This is a genomic window from Bacillus sp. EB V-12 (assembly GCF_056158125.1).
Genome location: NZ_JBUXJL010000029.1, coordinates 1 through 14,577, shown reverse-complemented (window position 1 = coordinate 14,577; position 14,577 = coordinate 1). Strand labels below are relative to the sequence as shown.

Sequence of the window (14,577 nt, the reverse complement as noted above, 5' to 3'; positions counted from 1 at the left end):
TTAACATTTCGCGTTAAATCTGTCAACAACTTTTTTCTTTCGTTCCTGACGACGCTTATTAATTTACCATATTAATCATTTAATAGTCAACACTTTTAAAAAAAATGCCAAAATAATTTTATCTTGGCATGATATAAAGCTTAATAATCACTAATGCTGCCACACCTGGTAGGCCTAATAAACTCGTTATTGCTGCTGTACCCATGTTAATTGGGATATGAAAATCAAAATATGTCCCTACAACATTTACGATAAAAAGCAATGCTATTCCTAAAGTAACATGAAAAATCACCTTACCTATAAAACGTAATGGCTTAGAGACGACACCAAAAACAAGAAAAATAAATACTAAAGTAAGAATGCCAACAATAATAATTGTAGAATTCATTTTTTCCTCCTTATGAATGACCTATACATCTATTTGTATGGGACAAGACAATAAAAAAGAACAGGTATCATAAGCGGCATCTCTTTCATATAAACTAAATAAAACAATACCTCAGCATTAAAAAAACAAAATAAAAAGGCCTGCTTAGAAAGCAGAACCTTTTACCATTGTTCCATTTTTACAGGACGACGCTTTGCTTCTTTCAACAAAAAGAAATATTTCGCCTCTGCTATTTTCAAAGAACAAATGACATCTTGAGACGGTTCTACACTTTGTTCGACCATTCTCTTCTGACGTAACCACTCATTCTTCACTTTTTCCAAAAGTACAATTAACTTATCGTCATACTCTTTACGCAATTTACCCTTTTTTTGAAAGAACATTTTTGTTTCTCCTCTTATACTTCTCTGCGCCCTTCTAACGCTTTGGATAATGTCACTTCATCTGCATATTCTAAATCTCCACCAACTGGCAGACCATGTGCAATACGAGTTACTTTAATGCCTGTAGGTTTTAAGAGGCGGGAGATATACATCGCTGTAGCTTCCCCTTCAATATTAGGGTTTGTTGCTAATATTACTTCTTGTACCGTTTCATCATGTAGTCGCTTTAAGAGTTGCGGGATATTAATGTCTTCCGGTCCAATTCCCTCCATAGGAGAAATCGCACCACGTAACACATGATATACACCTTGATACTCTTTCATTTTTTCCATCGCGATTACATCTTTCGGTTCTTGCACGACACAAACAACTGATTGATCTCGATGTGAATCATTACAAATATAACAAGGATCACGATCAGTAATATGTCCGCATACAGAACAGTACGCTAAATCTCGCTTCGCATTTACAAGTGCTTTCGCGAAACCTAACACATCATCTTCTTTCATATCTAATACGAAAAATGCCAATCGAACCGCTGTTTTCGGTCCGATACCTGGCAACTTCATAAAACTATCGATTAGTTTTGATATTGGTTCTGGATAATGCATGTATCAATATCCTCCTAGAACATTCCACCTGGTAAGTTTAAGCCTTTTGTAAATTTACCCATTGTAGAGTTTGAAAGCTCATCAGCCTTTTTAAGTGCATCATTTGTTGCAGCTAATACTAAGTCTTGTAACATTTCGATATCTTCTGGATCTACAACTTCCTCTTTAATCTTCACTTCAAGAATTTGCTTGTGACCATTTGCAATAACTGTAATCATTCCGCCGCCAGCTGTACCTTCAACTGTTTTTTCACCAAGCTCTTCTTGTGCTTTCGCCATGTCCTTTTGCATCTTTTGCATTTGTTTCATCATGTTATTCATATTTCCCATTCCGCCACGCATCATAATTAATTCCTCCTAATTATTATTACTCTTTTATTTCAATGAGTTCTTGCCCTACTAACTTCACTGCCTCTTCTATAAGAGGGTCTTCCTTTTTCTCCGGGCTTTCTTCAGACTCTCCACCTTCACGTTGTAAAAAGTCTTCACGGATTTTACCCCATTCACTTTTTGGAATGGCAATCATATTTAACCTTTTACTTAGCAATTCAAATAAAGCTTGTTCTACTGTATCCATAGCTTCTCGATTTTCGCTCGCCATCTTACAGTGAATCTCATATTGAAATGCTAAAACGTAAGTGTCATCTGAAGCTGCCACTGGTTCACTATTTTCAAGTAAAACGGCAAACGCTACTTTGTTATATGATTTGAGTCTTCCTAACAACTCACCCCATACAGCTTTTAATTGTTCTAAATCTTGACGCTTCGCTTGTTTTAATACTTCATTTACACGTCCGACAGGAATTTTCATACTTCCTGTTCGTACCGGTTTTGGTGTTGCACGTGTCTCTCTTACTTCCTGTTGTACACCAGCTGGCACACCGTTCTTTTTGACTTGCTCTAACTCTTTCTCCAGTTGCTGCATCCTGTTCATAATTGCTTGCAAACGATCTGTACCATTTGCTTGCATCATAAACTGTTGACACAATTGCACCATAACAACTTCTAAGAAAATACGCGGATGATTTGTCCACTTCATTTCCTGTTGTCCCTTACTAAGGGTATGAATAATCTCATAGATCACTTCCGGTTGCATTTCTTCACTCAACTTACGGAATTGATTATCTACAATTACTCGTTCCAACATATGTTCTAGTTGTGGTGAAGTTTGATATAAAAGCATATCACGATAATAGTAAATGAAATCCTCCATAAAACGAACTGGATCCTTCCCTTTACTCATCATTTCATCTATGATTTGCAATGCTCTTGATACATCATTTTCACGTATGCACTCTACTAAATTGCCTAAGTATTGCTGAGAAACAGATCCTGTTACGGCTAATACATCTTCTGTCGTAACAATCTCATCACTATAAGATATAGCCTGATCAATAAGACTAAGCGCGTCACGCATACCACCTTCGGCAGCACGCGCAACAATTTGTAATGCTTCACCTTCCACTTGCGTACCTTCATTTGTCACGACCGTTGATAATCTCTCAACAATATCATTCACTGATATTTTTCGGAATTCAAAGCGCTGACAACGTGAAATGATTGTAGGTGGGATCTTATGAGGTTCTGTTGTCGCCAAAATAAAGATAACATGTCCTGGCGGCTCTTCTAAGGTTTTTAAAAGCGCATTGAATGCACCCATAGAAAGCATGTGAACTTCATCAATAATGTATACTTTATATTCTACAGCACTTGGAGCGTATTTTACTTTATCTCTAATATCTCGAATTTCATCTACACCGTTATTTGAAGCCGCATCAATTTCTAATACATCTGAAATGGATCCTTGTGTGATTCCTAAACAAGAAGGACATTCATTACAAGGTTCAGCTACCGGAGCATGTTCACAGTTAATTGCTTTTGCAAATACTTTTGCAATTGTCGTTTTTCCTGTTCCCCTCGGGCCAGAAAATAAATAAGCATGTGAAACTTTCTCTTGAAGAAGGGCATTTTGCAACGTTTTTGTCACGTGCTTTTGACCGACTACATCTTCGAACTTTTGCGGTCTCCATGTTCGGTATAACGCTTGGTATGACACGAAAATACGGCCTCCCTCAAAGGTTATTATCTCATTTATTATAACCCATTCTGTTTATAGATTCCAAAAGTTATTTTCTATACAAAAAACTCACCTTTGTATTAAGGTGAGTTTTGTATACATATATAACTGCCGTGCACCCTCCGTCGATTACGTACCATAAGCGTTACTCAAGCAGTTAGCTCGGTTCAGGCACTCCTGCGGCACACGAGAAGACCCGCTTATTGCTGCTTCCTTCCGGACCTGACAAGGTTCACGGGGTCCCGTTGCGCAGGACCCAAACGTCAACACCACTTACTTAAGGCAGACCTTACAGCAACATAACCTCGAGAGGGGATTCGGCCTCGCTAGAGCGGATTGCGAGTATAGGGCACCGCTACCTCCCCGCTTAGCACGGCAAAGTTAAAACCAATATTCGGTTGCCTTCATTAAAGGCATTATCAGTATAACTTGTTTCTTTAGAAAATGCAAATACGTTAGTTCCCAGTATTCTTCTCTAATTTTTTTATTGCTTTTCTTTTTTTACGAAGCTCTCTAAAAAAGTTTGTTAACAACGTACCGCATTCTTCCTCTAGTACACCAGATACTACTTCACATTGATGATTGAAGCGTTCATCCGTTAAAAGATTCATCAATGTCCCTGCACATCCGCCCTTCGGATCACTTGCACCATATACAACTCGCTTCACTCGTGATAAAACAATTCCACCCGCACACATTGGACAAGGTTCTAATGTTACATACAATGTTGCATCTTCTAAACGCCATGTCCCTAATTTTTTACATGCATCATCTATCGCTAGCAACTCAGCATGAGCTATTGATCTTTGCTCAGTTTCCCTTAAATTATGGGCAACACTAATTACCTCACCATCTAACACTATAACTGCTCCAATTGGTACTTCCTGTATTTCCTCTGCCTTTTTAGCTTCTTCTATCGCTAATTGCATAAAATAAATATCTTGATCTTGTTCCATAACATAGTCCTTTCATTACAAATAAAGTACACTTATTTCCATTTACTACACAGGGGATAACTTTTACAAATTCAATCCACCCTAAAAGAAAAAAGAGAGGGGATTACATATGAAAAATACCGCCTTGCTCATTATCGATATGATTAATGACTTTCAATTTTCCCACGGACCCATTCTAGCTAAAAAATGCGAAACTATAACAAACCCTATTTTACAATTAAAGAAAAAAATGAAATCCTTCGGCTATCCTATAATTTACGTTAATGACCATTATCAACTTTGGAGATCTGATATCGACCAACTTATTACTCATTGCACAAATGAATATAGCGAAAATATAATCCATAAGATTGCTCCAAGTTTTGATGAGTACATTTTTATTAAACCACATTATTCCGCTTTTTATGAAACACCTTTAAATTCATTACTAGGTTATTTAAAAATAGAAAATCTAATATTAACAGGGGTTGCCGGAAATATATGTATCCTATTCACAGCTAATGATGCTCATATGAGAAATTATAAATTGTATGTACCACAGGATTGTATCGCCTCTAACAACGACCAAGATAATATACATGCTTTAAAAATAATGGAAACTACATTGAAAGCAAATATAACATCATCAACCAAAATAAAATTTAATTAATACATATATCTATTTTCTAACTTTTTATATCAAATTAACCCGCTCGCTTCCCTCTTGTGCTACAATAATTCTGTTTTGTGTTTTTAGTAGTCACGGTAAATCACTGATTGAAAGGAGGAAACAGCGTGACCGGATTACCATTTATCACGGTTGAAGGACCAATTGGTGTTGGAAAAACTTCACTTGCGAAGGAAATTTCAACTCACATGCAACTCCACTTACTAAAAGAGATTGTTGATGAAAATCCCTTTTTAGGAAAGTTCTATGAAGACATCGACGAATGGAGTTTTCAAACAGAGATGTTCTTTCTTTGTAATAGATACAAACAATTAGAAGACATTAACATAAAGTACTTGAATCAAAGGAAACCAGTAGTAGCGGATTACCATATCTTTAAAAATTTAATTTTTGCATCCCGCACATTAAAAGACTCTCAATATGACAAATACATGCAAATTTATCGTATCCTTACACAAGATATGCCTGTGCCAAATGTCATTGTTTATTTAACAGCTAGCCTAGAAACATTGCAAAAACGAATCGCCATGCGCGGAAGAGAATTTGAAAAAAACATGGATCCAAATTACTTACTACAGCTCACAAAAGATTATGAAACAGCAATGGATGCTTTTAAAAAAGATCATCCGGAAATACCAGTATTGAAATTTAATGGCGACAATATGGATTTTGTAAAAAATCCTGATGATTTAAACGTTATCCTATCTGCCCTTCAAAATACTCTCTTAAAGGAGTCGAAATAATAATGAATTTAAGGCAAAAATATGATATACCCAATGACGCAGTAATCACTATCGCCGGAACAGTAGGTGTGGGTAAATCAACTATGACAACTGCATTAGCTAATGCTTTAGGTTATCGCACATCATTTGAAAAAGTAGATTCCAATCCATATTTGGACAAGTTCTATGCGGACTTCACTCGCTGGAGCTTCCACCTACAAGTGTACTTTTTAGCAGAACGATTTAAGGAACAAAAAAGAATTTTTGAATATGGTGGCGGTTTTGTTCAAGATCGTTCCATTTACGAAGACACTGGAATTTTCGCAAAGATGCATCATGAAAAAGGAACAATGACAGAAACTGATTATGAAACATACAAAGGTTTATTTGACGCTATGGTCATGACTCCTTACTTCCCTCATCCAGACTTATTAATTTACTTAGAAGGTTCTTTCGATGATATTGTCGATCGTATTCAAGAACGCGGGCGCCCAATGGAACAGCAAACACCAATTGAGTACTGGAAAGAAATGCATGGACGTTATGAAAACTGGATTAACAACTTTAATTCATGCCCTGTATTACGCTTAAATATTAATGAGTACGATATTTTAAAAGATGGTGATTCAATCGAACCAATCATAAAAAAAATTGGCCATTTTTTAAAACAAACACGTAAACTTGTAAAATAAAAAACCCGTGCATATGCACGGGTTTTCCTATTAAATTACTTCTTCTTTGTTGGAGCAATAATTTCACTCTCAGGTTTTCCTGCGTTAATGCGCTGACGAACAGTACTTGTACTAATATCGTATGCTTCAGCAATCTCTTTAACAGTCATTTCTTTCCCGTTAATTACTGCCGTTAATACTTTACCTGTACGTTTTGGAGCTGCTTTTTTAACTTGTTTTGGCGCCTCTACTTTACTCGTAGCTGGTTTTACATCACAAGTACAACCACAAAGTTTACGGAATGTATCATCACTAATAATGCGTGATACGTTTGCACCACTGTTTAAAATTCTATTGTTCTTACAGACAGGACATTGTACATAATATAAAGTTTTTCCATCTAAAGGAAACGTTTGTATAATAAGATCCATGTTGACTCCTTTCATATCTATGAAGATAATCATCGGAATATGAGTGTGTAATAAGGACAAAATTACCTTACACCATACTTTATGATTGGTTTTAAAATAAAAACTCGTTACGTGTTGGTAACGAGTTCTCCAATCTCCACTTATATGCGCTGTTGTCAATTATATCTGGAGGAGGTAGAGGGATTCGAACCCCCGCGCGACTCTCGCCGCCTGTCGGTTTTCAAGACCGATCCCTTCAGCCAGACTTGGGTATACCTCCATATTGACATCAAATATAATATCAAAAGAAAAACAGTTAGTCAACCCTACTAAAATAAATTATGAGGAAAGGAAAATTTTACTTTCCCCTTCCTACATTACAGTACTGACAACGCTCATAATTACCAATCACTCATACCGATGAATGTTTAAATTTACTTAATAACTGTTTTTCCTCCCATATAAGGGCGAAGAACTTCTGGAATTATAATTGTACCATCTTCTTGTTGGTAGTTCTCTAAAATAGCTGCAACCGTACGTCCAATTGCAAGACCAGATCCATTTAATGTATGAACATGTTCTGGTTTTCCATTTGGTTCACGGCGGAAACGGATATTTGCACGTCTCGCTTGGAAAGCTTCAAAATTACTACAAGAAGAAATTTCACGATATGTGCCATAGCTTGGAATCCATACTTCAATATCGTATTTCTTCGCTGCTGTAAATCCTAAATCGCCTGTGCACATGCTCATAACGCGATATGGCAACTCTAATAATTGTAACACGCGTTCTGCATCATTTGTTAACTTTTCTAACTCTTCATAAGAATCTTCTGGTTTTACGAACTTCACAAGCTCTACTTTATTGAACTGATGCTGGCGAATTAAACCACGTGTATCACGCCCAGCTGAACCTGCTTCAGAACGGAAGCAAGAGCTAAATGCAGCATATCTTATAGGCAATTGCTCTTTATTTAAAATCTCATCACGATGCATATTCGTTACAGGTACTTCAGCTGTTGGAATTAAGAAGTAATCTTCACTTTCAATACGGAATGCATCTTCTTCAAACTTTGGAAGTTGTCCTGTTCCTGTCATACTTGCACGGTTTACCATATATGGAGGTAATACTTCTTCATATCCATGCTCATCAGTATGAAGATCAAGCATAAAGCTAATTAAAGCACGCTCTAATCTTGCACCAGCACCTTTGTAAAATACGAAGCGGCTTCCTGTTACTTTCCCAGCGCGTTCAAAATCTAAAATTCCTAAATCAGTAGCAAGATCCCAATGTGGTTTTGGCTCATAAGTAAATTCTTTCACTTCTCCCCAAGTACGTGCTACTACATTATCATCCTCTGTTTCACCAACTGGAGCAGATTCATGAGGGATATTTGGAATAGATAACATTAATCTTTCTAAGTCTTCTTCAACTGTACGAAGTTCGTTATCAAGATCCTTTACTTTTTCTCCAACTTCACGCATTTCTAAAATTAGAGCTTCTGCATCTTTCTTTTCGCGCTTTAATACAGAAATTTGTTGAGATACTTCGTTACGTTTACTTTTTAATTCTTCTGTCTGAACAAGTAGTTCTCTTCTTCTCGTATCAAGTTCTTCAAAACGTCCGAAATCAGTTAAATCTTCGCCTCTATGCTGTAATTTCGCTTTTACTTCTTCAAAGTTTGTACGTAAAAATTTAATATCAAGCATTATATACTCCTCCTTTTATTTTATAAAACACAAAAAACTCCCGTCCCTATATAAAGGGACGGGAGTTAACCCGCGTTGCCACCCTAGTTGAAAGCATTACCGCTTTCCTCTCAAGTAGAAATAACGGCTCTTCACCGGGAATGCTTACTAATCCAAAAGATATTCCACATTCCATTCCAGGATGGATTCACAAACTGTTTCTATCGATTTCCACCAACCATCGACTCTCTATAAGAAACGACATTTGTTACTATTTCCTATCAACACGCTTATTTTATAAAATTGTTACCATCAATTTACTATAATCTTATACAAGTTGCAAGTTACTTATACAACTTTTTTCATTTTCGCTTCTTTTACCATTTCAACAAAGTATGCTGTCACACGATGATCATCTGTTAATTCCGGATGGAATGAAGCTGCTAAAAACTGATCTTGTCTTACCGCTACCATTCGGTCACCATGCTTAGAAAGCACTTCAACATTATCAGCTACTTCTACAACATACGGCGCACGGATAAATACACCAACGAAGTCTTCACCCACACCTTCAATTGAAAGCGCAGCTTCAAAACTATCCTTTTGGCGTCCGAACGCATTGCGCTCAACTGTAATATCCATAGCACCAATATGTGCTTCTTCATAGCCAATAAGTGTTTTCGCAAGAAGAATCATCCCTGCACATGTACCAAACATTGGTTTACCAGACTTTGCAAATGTACGAAGTGGTTCCATGAAAGCATACTTATCAATAAGACGGCGCATTGTTGTACTTTCACCGCCCGGTAAAATAAGACCATCAATCTCTTCAAGTTGCTCTATACGCTTTACAACAACAGCTTCTGCACCACTTGCTTCAACTGATTTTACATGCTCACGAACTGCACCTTGAAGACCTAGTACACCGATTTTCACCATTTTAAAGTTCTCCTTTAATTACCATCCACGCTCTTGCATGCGTTGTTCTGGTAATAACGTTGAAATTTCGACACCCTTCATTGCATTACCTAATCCTTTAGAAAGGCTTGCAATTAGTTCGTAATCTTCATAATGAGTCGTTGCTTCAACGATTGCACGTGCAAATTTCTCTGGGTTTTCTGATTTGAAGATACCAGATCCAACAAATACCCCATCAGCACCAAGTTGCATCATTAATGCTGCATCTGCTGGTGTTGCTACACCACCTGCCGCAAAGTTTACAACTGGTAAGCGACCAAGACGTTTAATTTCAAGTAATACTTCGTAAGGAGCGCCAGTATTTTTTGCATATGTCATTAACTCATCTTCACGTAGACTCGCAACTTGACGGATTTCTGCATTGACTTGGCGCATATGACGCACTGCCTCTACAATGTTTCCTGTTCCTGGTTCACCTTTTGTACGAAGCATAGATGCACCTTCTGCAATACGACGTGCAGCTTCTCCGATATCACGGCAACCACATACAAATGGAACTGTGTAATCACGTTTATTTAAATGGTATACTTCATCAGCAGGAGTTAATACTTCACTCTCATCGATATAGTCTACCCCTAATGATTCTAATACACGTGCTTCTACAAGGTGACCGATACGGCATTTTGCCATAACCGGAATTGACACCGCACCCATAACTTCTTCAACAATTGTTGGGTCTGCCATACGAGAAACGCCACCTGCTGCACGAATATCTGCTGGTACACGCTCTAATGCCATAACGGCAACTGCGCCTGCCTCTTCTGCAATTTTTGCTTGTTCAGCGTTAACTACGTCCATAATAACGCCGCCTTTTTGCATTTCTGCCATTCCACGTTTTACACGTTCTGTCCCTGTTACATTTGTCATGTACAAAAACCCCCCTAGGTGAATTGCTTTCCCCCGTTAAAGGCGAAAATTAAGAATACTCTTACATTCTACCACTAACTATCAGATGCTTGTCTACTACTTTTTCATAAAGTCGGTATGAAAAATAGGAATAAAAAAAAGCTCCTATCGTGAGGAGCTTTTAAAACCAACCTTTTACTGTATCAACAGCACTATTCCACATACCACTAAAGAATGAACCAATTCCGCGCATAGCACGAGTAAACCAGTTTGCTTCTTCTACTTCAGATGTCGTTACAAGATCCACTTGCAGTGACTTACCAGTTAAAAATCCAGGGTCGTTTGTATCTTTTGGCGTAATTACCATTTGACCAAGCGCAGCTCCCTTTTTAATAGGTGCTTCTTGTCCCTTACTTGATTCTTTTAATTCTGTTTTATAAACATCTTTACTTCCTTTTGGCACTGGAAGTGAAATAGCTTGTTTCGTTTGAACTGCTACATCTTTATCTTTCGCATTTTCTACTCGTACTGTTTCTTGTCCTTTTACTGAAGAACCTTTTTTATACATTTGTTTCACTTCAAAGTTAGCAAATCCATAATCATATAGCTTCTTTGTTTCATCAAAACGTGCTGTATGAGAACTTGTTTTAATAACTACAGAAATAAAACGCATTCCGTTTCTTTCAACCGTACCAGTGAAGCAATCTCCTGCTTCTGGAGTTGAGCCTGTTTTTAAGCCATCTACACCATCATATTCTTTAACTAAGCCCTTTAACATCCAGTTCCAGTTCGACATTCCAAACTTCTCTTTTTCTGGACGGAATTCTTTTTTAGGGATTTTTGCTGTATCTAACACTTTTGGATAATCTTTAATTAAATGTTGTGCTAAAGTTGCAACATCCTTTGCAGACATTTTATTTTCTTCATCCGCTGTTGTTCCTTCAGGATGCATTCCCTTTAAATCTTTATTCGTTAAACCTGTAGAATTGACAAATTTATAATTTTTCAACCCTAGTTCTTTCGATTTATCATTCATCATTTTTACGAAGTCTACTTCTTTACCTGCAATTGCTTCTGCTAATGCAATTGTTGCACCATTTGCAGAAAAGATTGCCATTGCCTCGTATAACTCTTTTACTGTATAAGAGCCACCATTTTCTAATGCAACATTTGATAATGAAGCATCTTGTGAAACCTTATATGCATATTCAGAAACCTTAATTTTCTGGTCCCACTTAAGTTTTCCTTTATCCACTGCTTCGTGAACTAAATATTCACTCATCATCTTTGTCATACTAGCAATGGATAATAATTCATCTGCATTCTTTTGATATAAAATTTTCCCAGAATTCGCTTCTACTAAAATTGCCGCACCTGCTTCAATGTTTAAAGCGGCTCCTGTTTCAGCTGATGCATTGCTATATGGCATAAAGATGCTACAAGCTAGTGTAAGCACTGTTACCAAAGCAATGAATCTTTTGCAAAACATACCTTTCACTTTTGCTACCCCCAATATCTATGTACTCACATAACCGTTATTCTAACATAATCAAAAAAAAATAGACAGAGATATCAAATCTCTGTCTATTTGTATATAAGACATTATAACGAGTAGTTTGGAGCCTCTTTTGTAATTTGTACGTGATGAGGATGACTTTCACGTAAGCCGGCACCTGACATACGAATGAATTGTGCATTTTCGCGTAAGAATTCTAAATCCTGTGCTCCGCAATATCCCATACCTGCACGTAAGCCACCAACTAATTGGTGAACTGTATCTGCTAAAGGTCCTTTATATGGCACTCGTCCTTCAATACCTTCTGGGACAAGTTTTTTATTGCCTTCTTGGAAGTAACGATCTTTACTTCCTTTTTCCATCGCACCGACAGAACCCATACCACGATACACTTTAAATTGACGACCTTGGTAAATTTCAGTTTCTCCAGGACTTTCTGCAACACCTGCAAACATGCTACCTAGCATAACAACATGTGCTCCTGCCGCTAATGCTTTCACCATATCACCAGAGTACTTAATACCGCCATCAGCAATAACTGGAATACCGTGTTTGCGAGCTTCTGTTGCACAATCATAAACTGCAGTTAATTGTGGTACACCAACACCGGCTACAACGCGTGTTGTACAAATAGAACCTGGTCCAATACCAACTTTAACTACGTTTGCACCAGCTTCAATTAATGCTTTCGTTGCTTCAGCAGTAGCAACATTTCCAGCAATAATATTTAGTGATGGGTATTTAGCACGAACTTCTTTTACCTTATCAATAACACCTTTAGAATGCCCATGTGCTGTATCAAGTACAATTGCATCTACACTAGCTTTTACTAATGCATCAATGCGAAGCATAGCATCCGCTGTTACACCAACTGCTGCTCCAACTAATAAGCGTCCTTGCTTATCCTTAGCAGAGTTTGGGAATTCAATTACTTTTTCAATGTCTTTTATTGTAATAAGCCCTTGTAATACACCGTTATTATCAACAAGAGGGAGTTTTTCAATTTTATACTTTTGTAGGATCTTTTCAGCTTCTTCCAGTGTAGTACCAACTGGAGCTGTAATTAATTGTTCTTTTGTCATTACGTCAGAAATTTTGATTGAGTAGTCTTGGATGAAGCGCATATCACGGTTTGTAATAATACCAACTAACTTTCGCTCATCTAAATTATTTACAACCGGTACACCTGAGATACGATATTTTCCCATAAGATGTTCTGCATCATATACTTGATGTTCTGGAGTTAAGAAGAAAGGATCTGAAATAACGCCGCTTTCAGAGCGCTTTACTTTATCAACTTGCTCTGCTTGTTGCTCAATAGACATATTCTTATGAATAATTCCTAAACCACCTTGGCGAGCCATTGCAATAGCCATGTCAGCTTCTGTTACTGTATCCATTCCTGCACTAATTAACGGGATGTTTAGCTGTAAGCTTTCAGATAAAACTGTTTTAACACTTACTTCTCTTGGTAATATATCTGACCTAGCTGGTACAAGTAATACATCATCAAAAGTCAAACCTTCTTTAACAAATTTAGATTCCCACATAATTGTTCCCCCTATGATACCAGAAATTATTATTAGTAGCTTATCAATTGGTTAAAATACTGTCAAGGACGTATATATATGTTAGAATTTTTAGACAATAAAAGGAGCGTAATATATGCATCAAACATCTTGTACTTGGCAGCAGTTAAGTTTCTTTTTTTCATCTCAAAATGTACAACGTTATCTTGCCCGTTGTTATGAAAAATCCTCTATTCAGGATGCAGAAAAAAAAAGTTTTGAAAATTGTTATCCCTTTATTTATTACTTAGAACACGGGAAAAATTATTATGAATTATATAAGACAGCTCCATTTTCCATTCAACCAATGTTGTTATTTTATGGAATTAGCCAACTGTTTAAAGCATGCCTACTAACTATTGACCCTAACTATCCTGAATCCACTACTGTTTTAGCTCATGGTGTTACAACTCGCAAACGAAAAAAACAAGGGTATCAATTTTTAGAAGATGAGGTGAAGGTACAAAAAAACGGATTGTTTACTCATGTTGCAGAACAACTGTTTCACATGAAACACTTAGAAGCAGAAAAATTTAACATGTTAGAACTAATGGGAAATATTCCAGAATTACAAAATTTATTTCGTTATAGTCAAAAAGGATCAACTTTATATAAAATTGATTCAACAGTTAAAAATGAGCTCTCCTTTTCAGTCAACCTACTAGATCGATTACATATGACTAAAGAGAGATTTTCTCGTTACATTGAAACATCTTGTAAGCATTTATCAATACAACACGTACCTGAGAAGACTAATGAATCGAATTTACTTTTTACAGCGCCCATTCAATCATGGAATCCTATGTACAGTACTCCTTTATACTATGAACATCTTACTAATACTTATTATTTGCCACTTACGACTGACCCTAGAAATCCTAAGCCAATATTACCTGAACTCCTCATTCATTATTTATTGCTCTATAATTTAAGCATGATTTCTAGATATGAAACAGATTGGTGGTATGACTTACTTGGAAGTTATGGTTCTGAAGATTATCCATTTATTTATCAATTTCTAAGTATTTCTGCTCAAAAAATCCCTTACTATATTTCAAATTTTTTATTAATGGAACCAAATCTATTTCATGGGAAAT

Annotated in this window: 16 protein-coding genes, 1 tRNA gene, 1 other RNA gene and 1 other annotated feature; of the genes, 4 read left to right on the top strand and 14 right to left on the bottom strand. The window is 36.7% G+C overall.

The features are described 5' to 3' along the window. Positions 1-118 precede the first annotated feature (118 nt). The 7 genes from ACZDYH_RS29980 to tadA all read right to left on the bottom strand — a co-directional run bounded on the left by ACZDYH_RS29980 (position 119) and on the right by tadA (position 4,414). Positions 119-388, bottom strand: coding sequence for a pro-sigmaK processing inhibitor BofA family protein (locus ACZDYH_RS29980; protein WP_001089276.1), 270 nt, complete (start codon positions 386-388; stop codon positions 119-121). Between the two features lie 161 nt (positions 389-549). Beyond that, on the bottom strand, positions 550-771 hold the full coding sequence (locus ACZDYH_RS29975; protein WP_000466019.1) for a YaaL family protein: 222 nt from the start codon (positions 769-771) through the stop codon (positions 550-552). Positions 772-785: 14 nt separating this feature from the next. Continuing rightward, on the bottom strand, positions 786-1,382 hold the full coding sequence (recR, locus tag ACZDYH_RS29970; RefSeq protein WP_000559169.1) for a recombination protein RecR: 597 nt from the start codon (positions 1,380-1,382) through the stop codon (positions 786-788). A 14-nt stretch (positions 1,383-1,396) separates the two neighbouring features. After that, the gene (locus ACZDYH_RS29965; RefSeq protein WP_014894853.1) at positions 1,397-1,723 is read right to left on the bottom strand and encodes a YbaB/EbfC family nucleoid-associated protein; all 327 of its coding nucleotides are present in this window, start codon (positions 1,721-1,723) and stop codon (positions 1,397-1,399) included. 25 nt (positions 1,724-1,748) lie between these two features. Further along, entirely contained in the window at positions 1,749-3,437 is a 1,689-nt protein-coding gene (dnaX, locus tag ACZDYH_RS29960) for a DNA polymerase III subunit gamma/tau (RefSeq protein WP_065223780.1), read from the bottom strand. A gap of 132 nt (positions 3,438-3,569) precedes the next feature. Beyond that, an RNA gene (gene ffs / locus ACZDYH_RS29955) (signal recognition particle sRNA large type) lies at positions 3,570-3,834 on the bottom strand. A 79-nt stretch (positions 3,835-3,913) separates the two neighbouring features. After that, complete coding sequence (tadA, locus tag ACZDYH_RS29950) at positions 3,914-4,414, bottom strand: tRNA adenosine(34) deaminase TadA (protein WP_000434329.1); 501 nt, start codon at positions 4,412-4,414, stop codon at positions 3,914-3,916. 109 nt (positions 4,415-4,523) lie between these two features. On the opposite strand from tadA, the gene ACZDYH_RS29945 reads away from it, so the two are divergent. The 3 genes from ACZDYH_RS29945 to ACZDYH_RS29935 all read left to right on the top strand — a co-directional run bounded on the left by ACZDYH_RS29945 (position 4,524) and on the right by ACZDYH_RS29935 (position 6,495). Beyond that, positions 4,524-5,063 carry a cysteine hydrolase family protein gene (locus ACZDYH_RS29945; protein ID WP_000798724.1) on the top strand — a complete coding sequence of 180 codons (540 nt, stop codon included), beginning with the start codon at positions 4,524-4,526 and terminating at the stop codon, positions 5,061-5,063. A 125-nt stretch (positions 5,064-5,188) separates the two neighbouring features. Further along, positions 5,189-5,824 (top strand): deoxynucleoside kinase, encoded by a 636-nt coding sequence (locus ACZDYH_RS29940; RefSeq protein WP_434713244.1) that lies wholly within the window; start codon positions 5,189-5,191, stop codon positions 5,822-5,824. A 2-nt stretch (positions 5,825-5,826) separates the two neighbouring features. Continuing rightward, a complete protein-coding gene (locus ACZDYH_RS29935) occupies positions 5,827-6,495 on the top strand; it encodes a deoxynucleoside kinase (RefSeq protein WP_001053585.1) in 669 nt (222 codons plus the stop codon). 35 nt (positions 6,496-6,530) lie between these two features. Here ACZDYH_RS29935 and ACZDYH_RS29930 read toward each other — a convergent pair whose 3' ends face one another. The 7 genes from ACZDYH_RS29930 to guaB form a co-directional block, all read right to left on the bottom strand. Then, complete coding sequence (locus ACZDYH_RS29930) at positions 6,531-6,905, bottom strand: sigma factor-like helix-turn-helix DNA-binding protein (RefSeq protein WP_134266220.1); 375 nt, start codon at positions 6,903-6,905, stop codon at positions 6,531-6,533. A 166-nt stretch (positions 6,906-7,071) separates the two neighbouring features. Beyond that, positions 7,072-7,164 (bottom strand) — tRNA-Ser (locus ACZDYH_RS29925). 154 nt (positions 7,165-7,318) lie between these two features. Further along, complete coding sequence (gene serS / locus ACZDYH_RS29920; RefSeq protein ID WP_000884187.1) at positions 7,319-8,593, bottom strand: serine--tRNA ligase; 1,275 nt, start codon at positions 8,591-8,593, stop codon at positions 7,319-7,321. Positions 8,594-8,644: 51 nt separating this feature from the next. Then, positions 8,645-8,866 (bottom strand) — a binding site (T-box leader). Between the two features lie 54 nt (positions 8,867-8,920). Beyond that, complete coding sequence (gene pdxT / locus ACZDYH_RS29915) at positions 8,921-9,511, bottom strand: pyridoxal 5'-phosphate synthase glutaminase subunit PdxT (protein ID WP_000238785.1); 591 nt, start codon at positions 9,509-9,511, stop codon at positions 8,921-8,923. Between the two features lie 18 nt (positions 9,512-9,529). Next, entirely contained in the window at positions 9,530-10,417 is an 888-nt protein-coding gene (pdxS, locus tag ACZDYH_RS29910; RefSeq protein ID WP_000186165.1) for a pyridoxal 5'-phosphate synthase lyase subunit PdxS, read from the bottom strand. A gap of 160 nt (positions 10,418-10,577) precedes the next feature. After that, a complete protein-coding gene (gene dacA, locus ACZDYH_RS29905) occupies positions 10,578-11,885 on the bottom strand; it encodes a D-alanyl-D-alanine carboxypeptidase DacA (protein ID WP_124749816.1) in 1,308 nt (435 codons plus the stop codon). Positions 11,886-11,998: 113 nt separating this feature from the next. Next, positions 11,999-13,462 (bottom strand): IMP dehydrogenase, encoded by a 1,464-nt coding sequence (guaB, locus tag ACZDYH_RS29900; RefSeq protein ID WP_000264088.1) that lies wholly within the window; start codon positions 13,460-13,462, stop codon positions 11,999-12,001. Between the two features lie 115 nt (positions 13,463-13,577). Between guaB and ACZDYH_RS29895 the strand changes: the two genes are divergently transcribed. Beyond that, positions 13,578-14,577 (top strand): YaaC family protein (locus ACZDYH_RS29895; RefSeq protein WP_163093265.1); only part of this gene is annotated, 1,000 nt, incomplete at its 3' end.

Excerpts from the sequence above, each read along its gene's own strand:
- ACZDYH_RS29980 (WP_001089276.1), bottom strand. The coding sequence starts at position 388 with ATGAATTCTACAATTATTATTGTTGGCATTCTTACTTTAGTATTTATT.
- ACZDYH_RS29975 (WP_000466019.1), bottom strand. The coding sequence starts at position 771 with ATGTTCTTTCAAAAAAAGGGTAAATTGCGTAAAGAGTATGACGATAAG.
- recR (WP_000559169.1), bottom strand. The coding sequence starts at position 1,382 with ATGCATTATCCAGAACCAATATCAAAACTAATCGATAGTTTTATGAAG.
- ACZDYH_RS29965 (WP_014894853.1), bottom strand. The coding sequence starts at position 1,723 with ATGCGTGGCGGAATGGGAAATATGAATAACATGATGAAACAAATGCAA.
- tadA (WP_000434329.1), bottom strand. The coding sequence starts at position 4,414 with ATGGAACAAGATCAAGATATTTATTTTATGCAATTAGCGATAGAAGAA.
- ACZDYH_RS29945 (WP_000798724.1), top strand. The coding sequence starts at position 4,524 with ATGAAAAATACCGCCTTGCTCATTATCGATATGATTAATGACTTTCAA.
- ACZDYH_RS29935 (WP_001053585.1), top strand. The coding sequence starts at position 5,827 with ATGAATTTAAGGCAAAAATATGATATACCCAATGACGCAGTAATCACT.
- ACZDYH_RS29930 (WP_134266220.1), bottom strand. The coding sequence starts at position 6,905 with ATGGATCTTATTATACAAACGTTTCCTTTAGATGGAAAAACTTTATAT.
- serS (WP_000884187.1), bottom strand. The coding sequence starts at position 8,593 with ATGCTTGATATTAAATTTTTACGTACAAACTTTGAAGAAGTAAAAGCG.
- pdxT (WP_000238785.1), bottom strand. The coding sequence starts at position 9,511 with ATGGTGAAAATCGGTGTACTAGGTCTTCAAGGTGCAGTTCGTGAGCAT.
- pdxS (WP_000186165.1), bottom strand. The coding sequence starts at position 10,417 with ATGACAAATGTAACAGGGACAGAACGTGTAAAACGTGGAATGGCAGAA.
- dacA (WP_124749816.1), bottom strand. The coding sequence starts at position 11,885 with ATGTTTTGCAAAAGATTCATTGCTTTGGTAACAGTGCTTACACTAGCT.
- guaB (WP_000264088.1), bottom strand. The coding sequence starts at position 13,462 with ATGTGGGAATCTAAATTTGTTAAAGAAGGTTTGACTTTTGATGATGTA.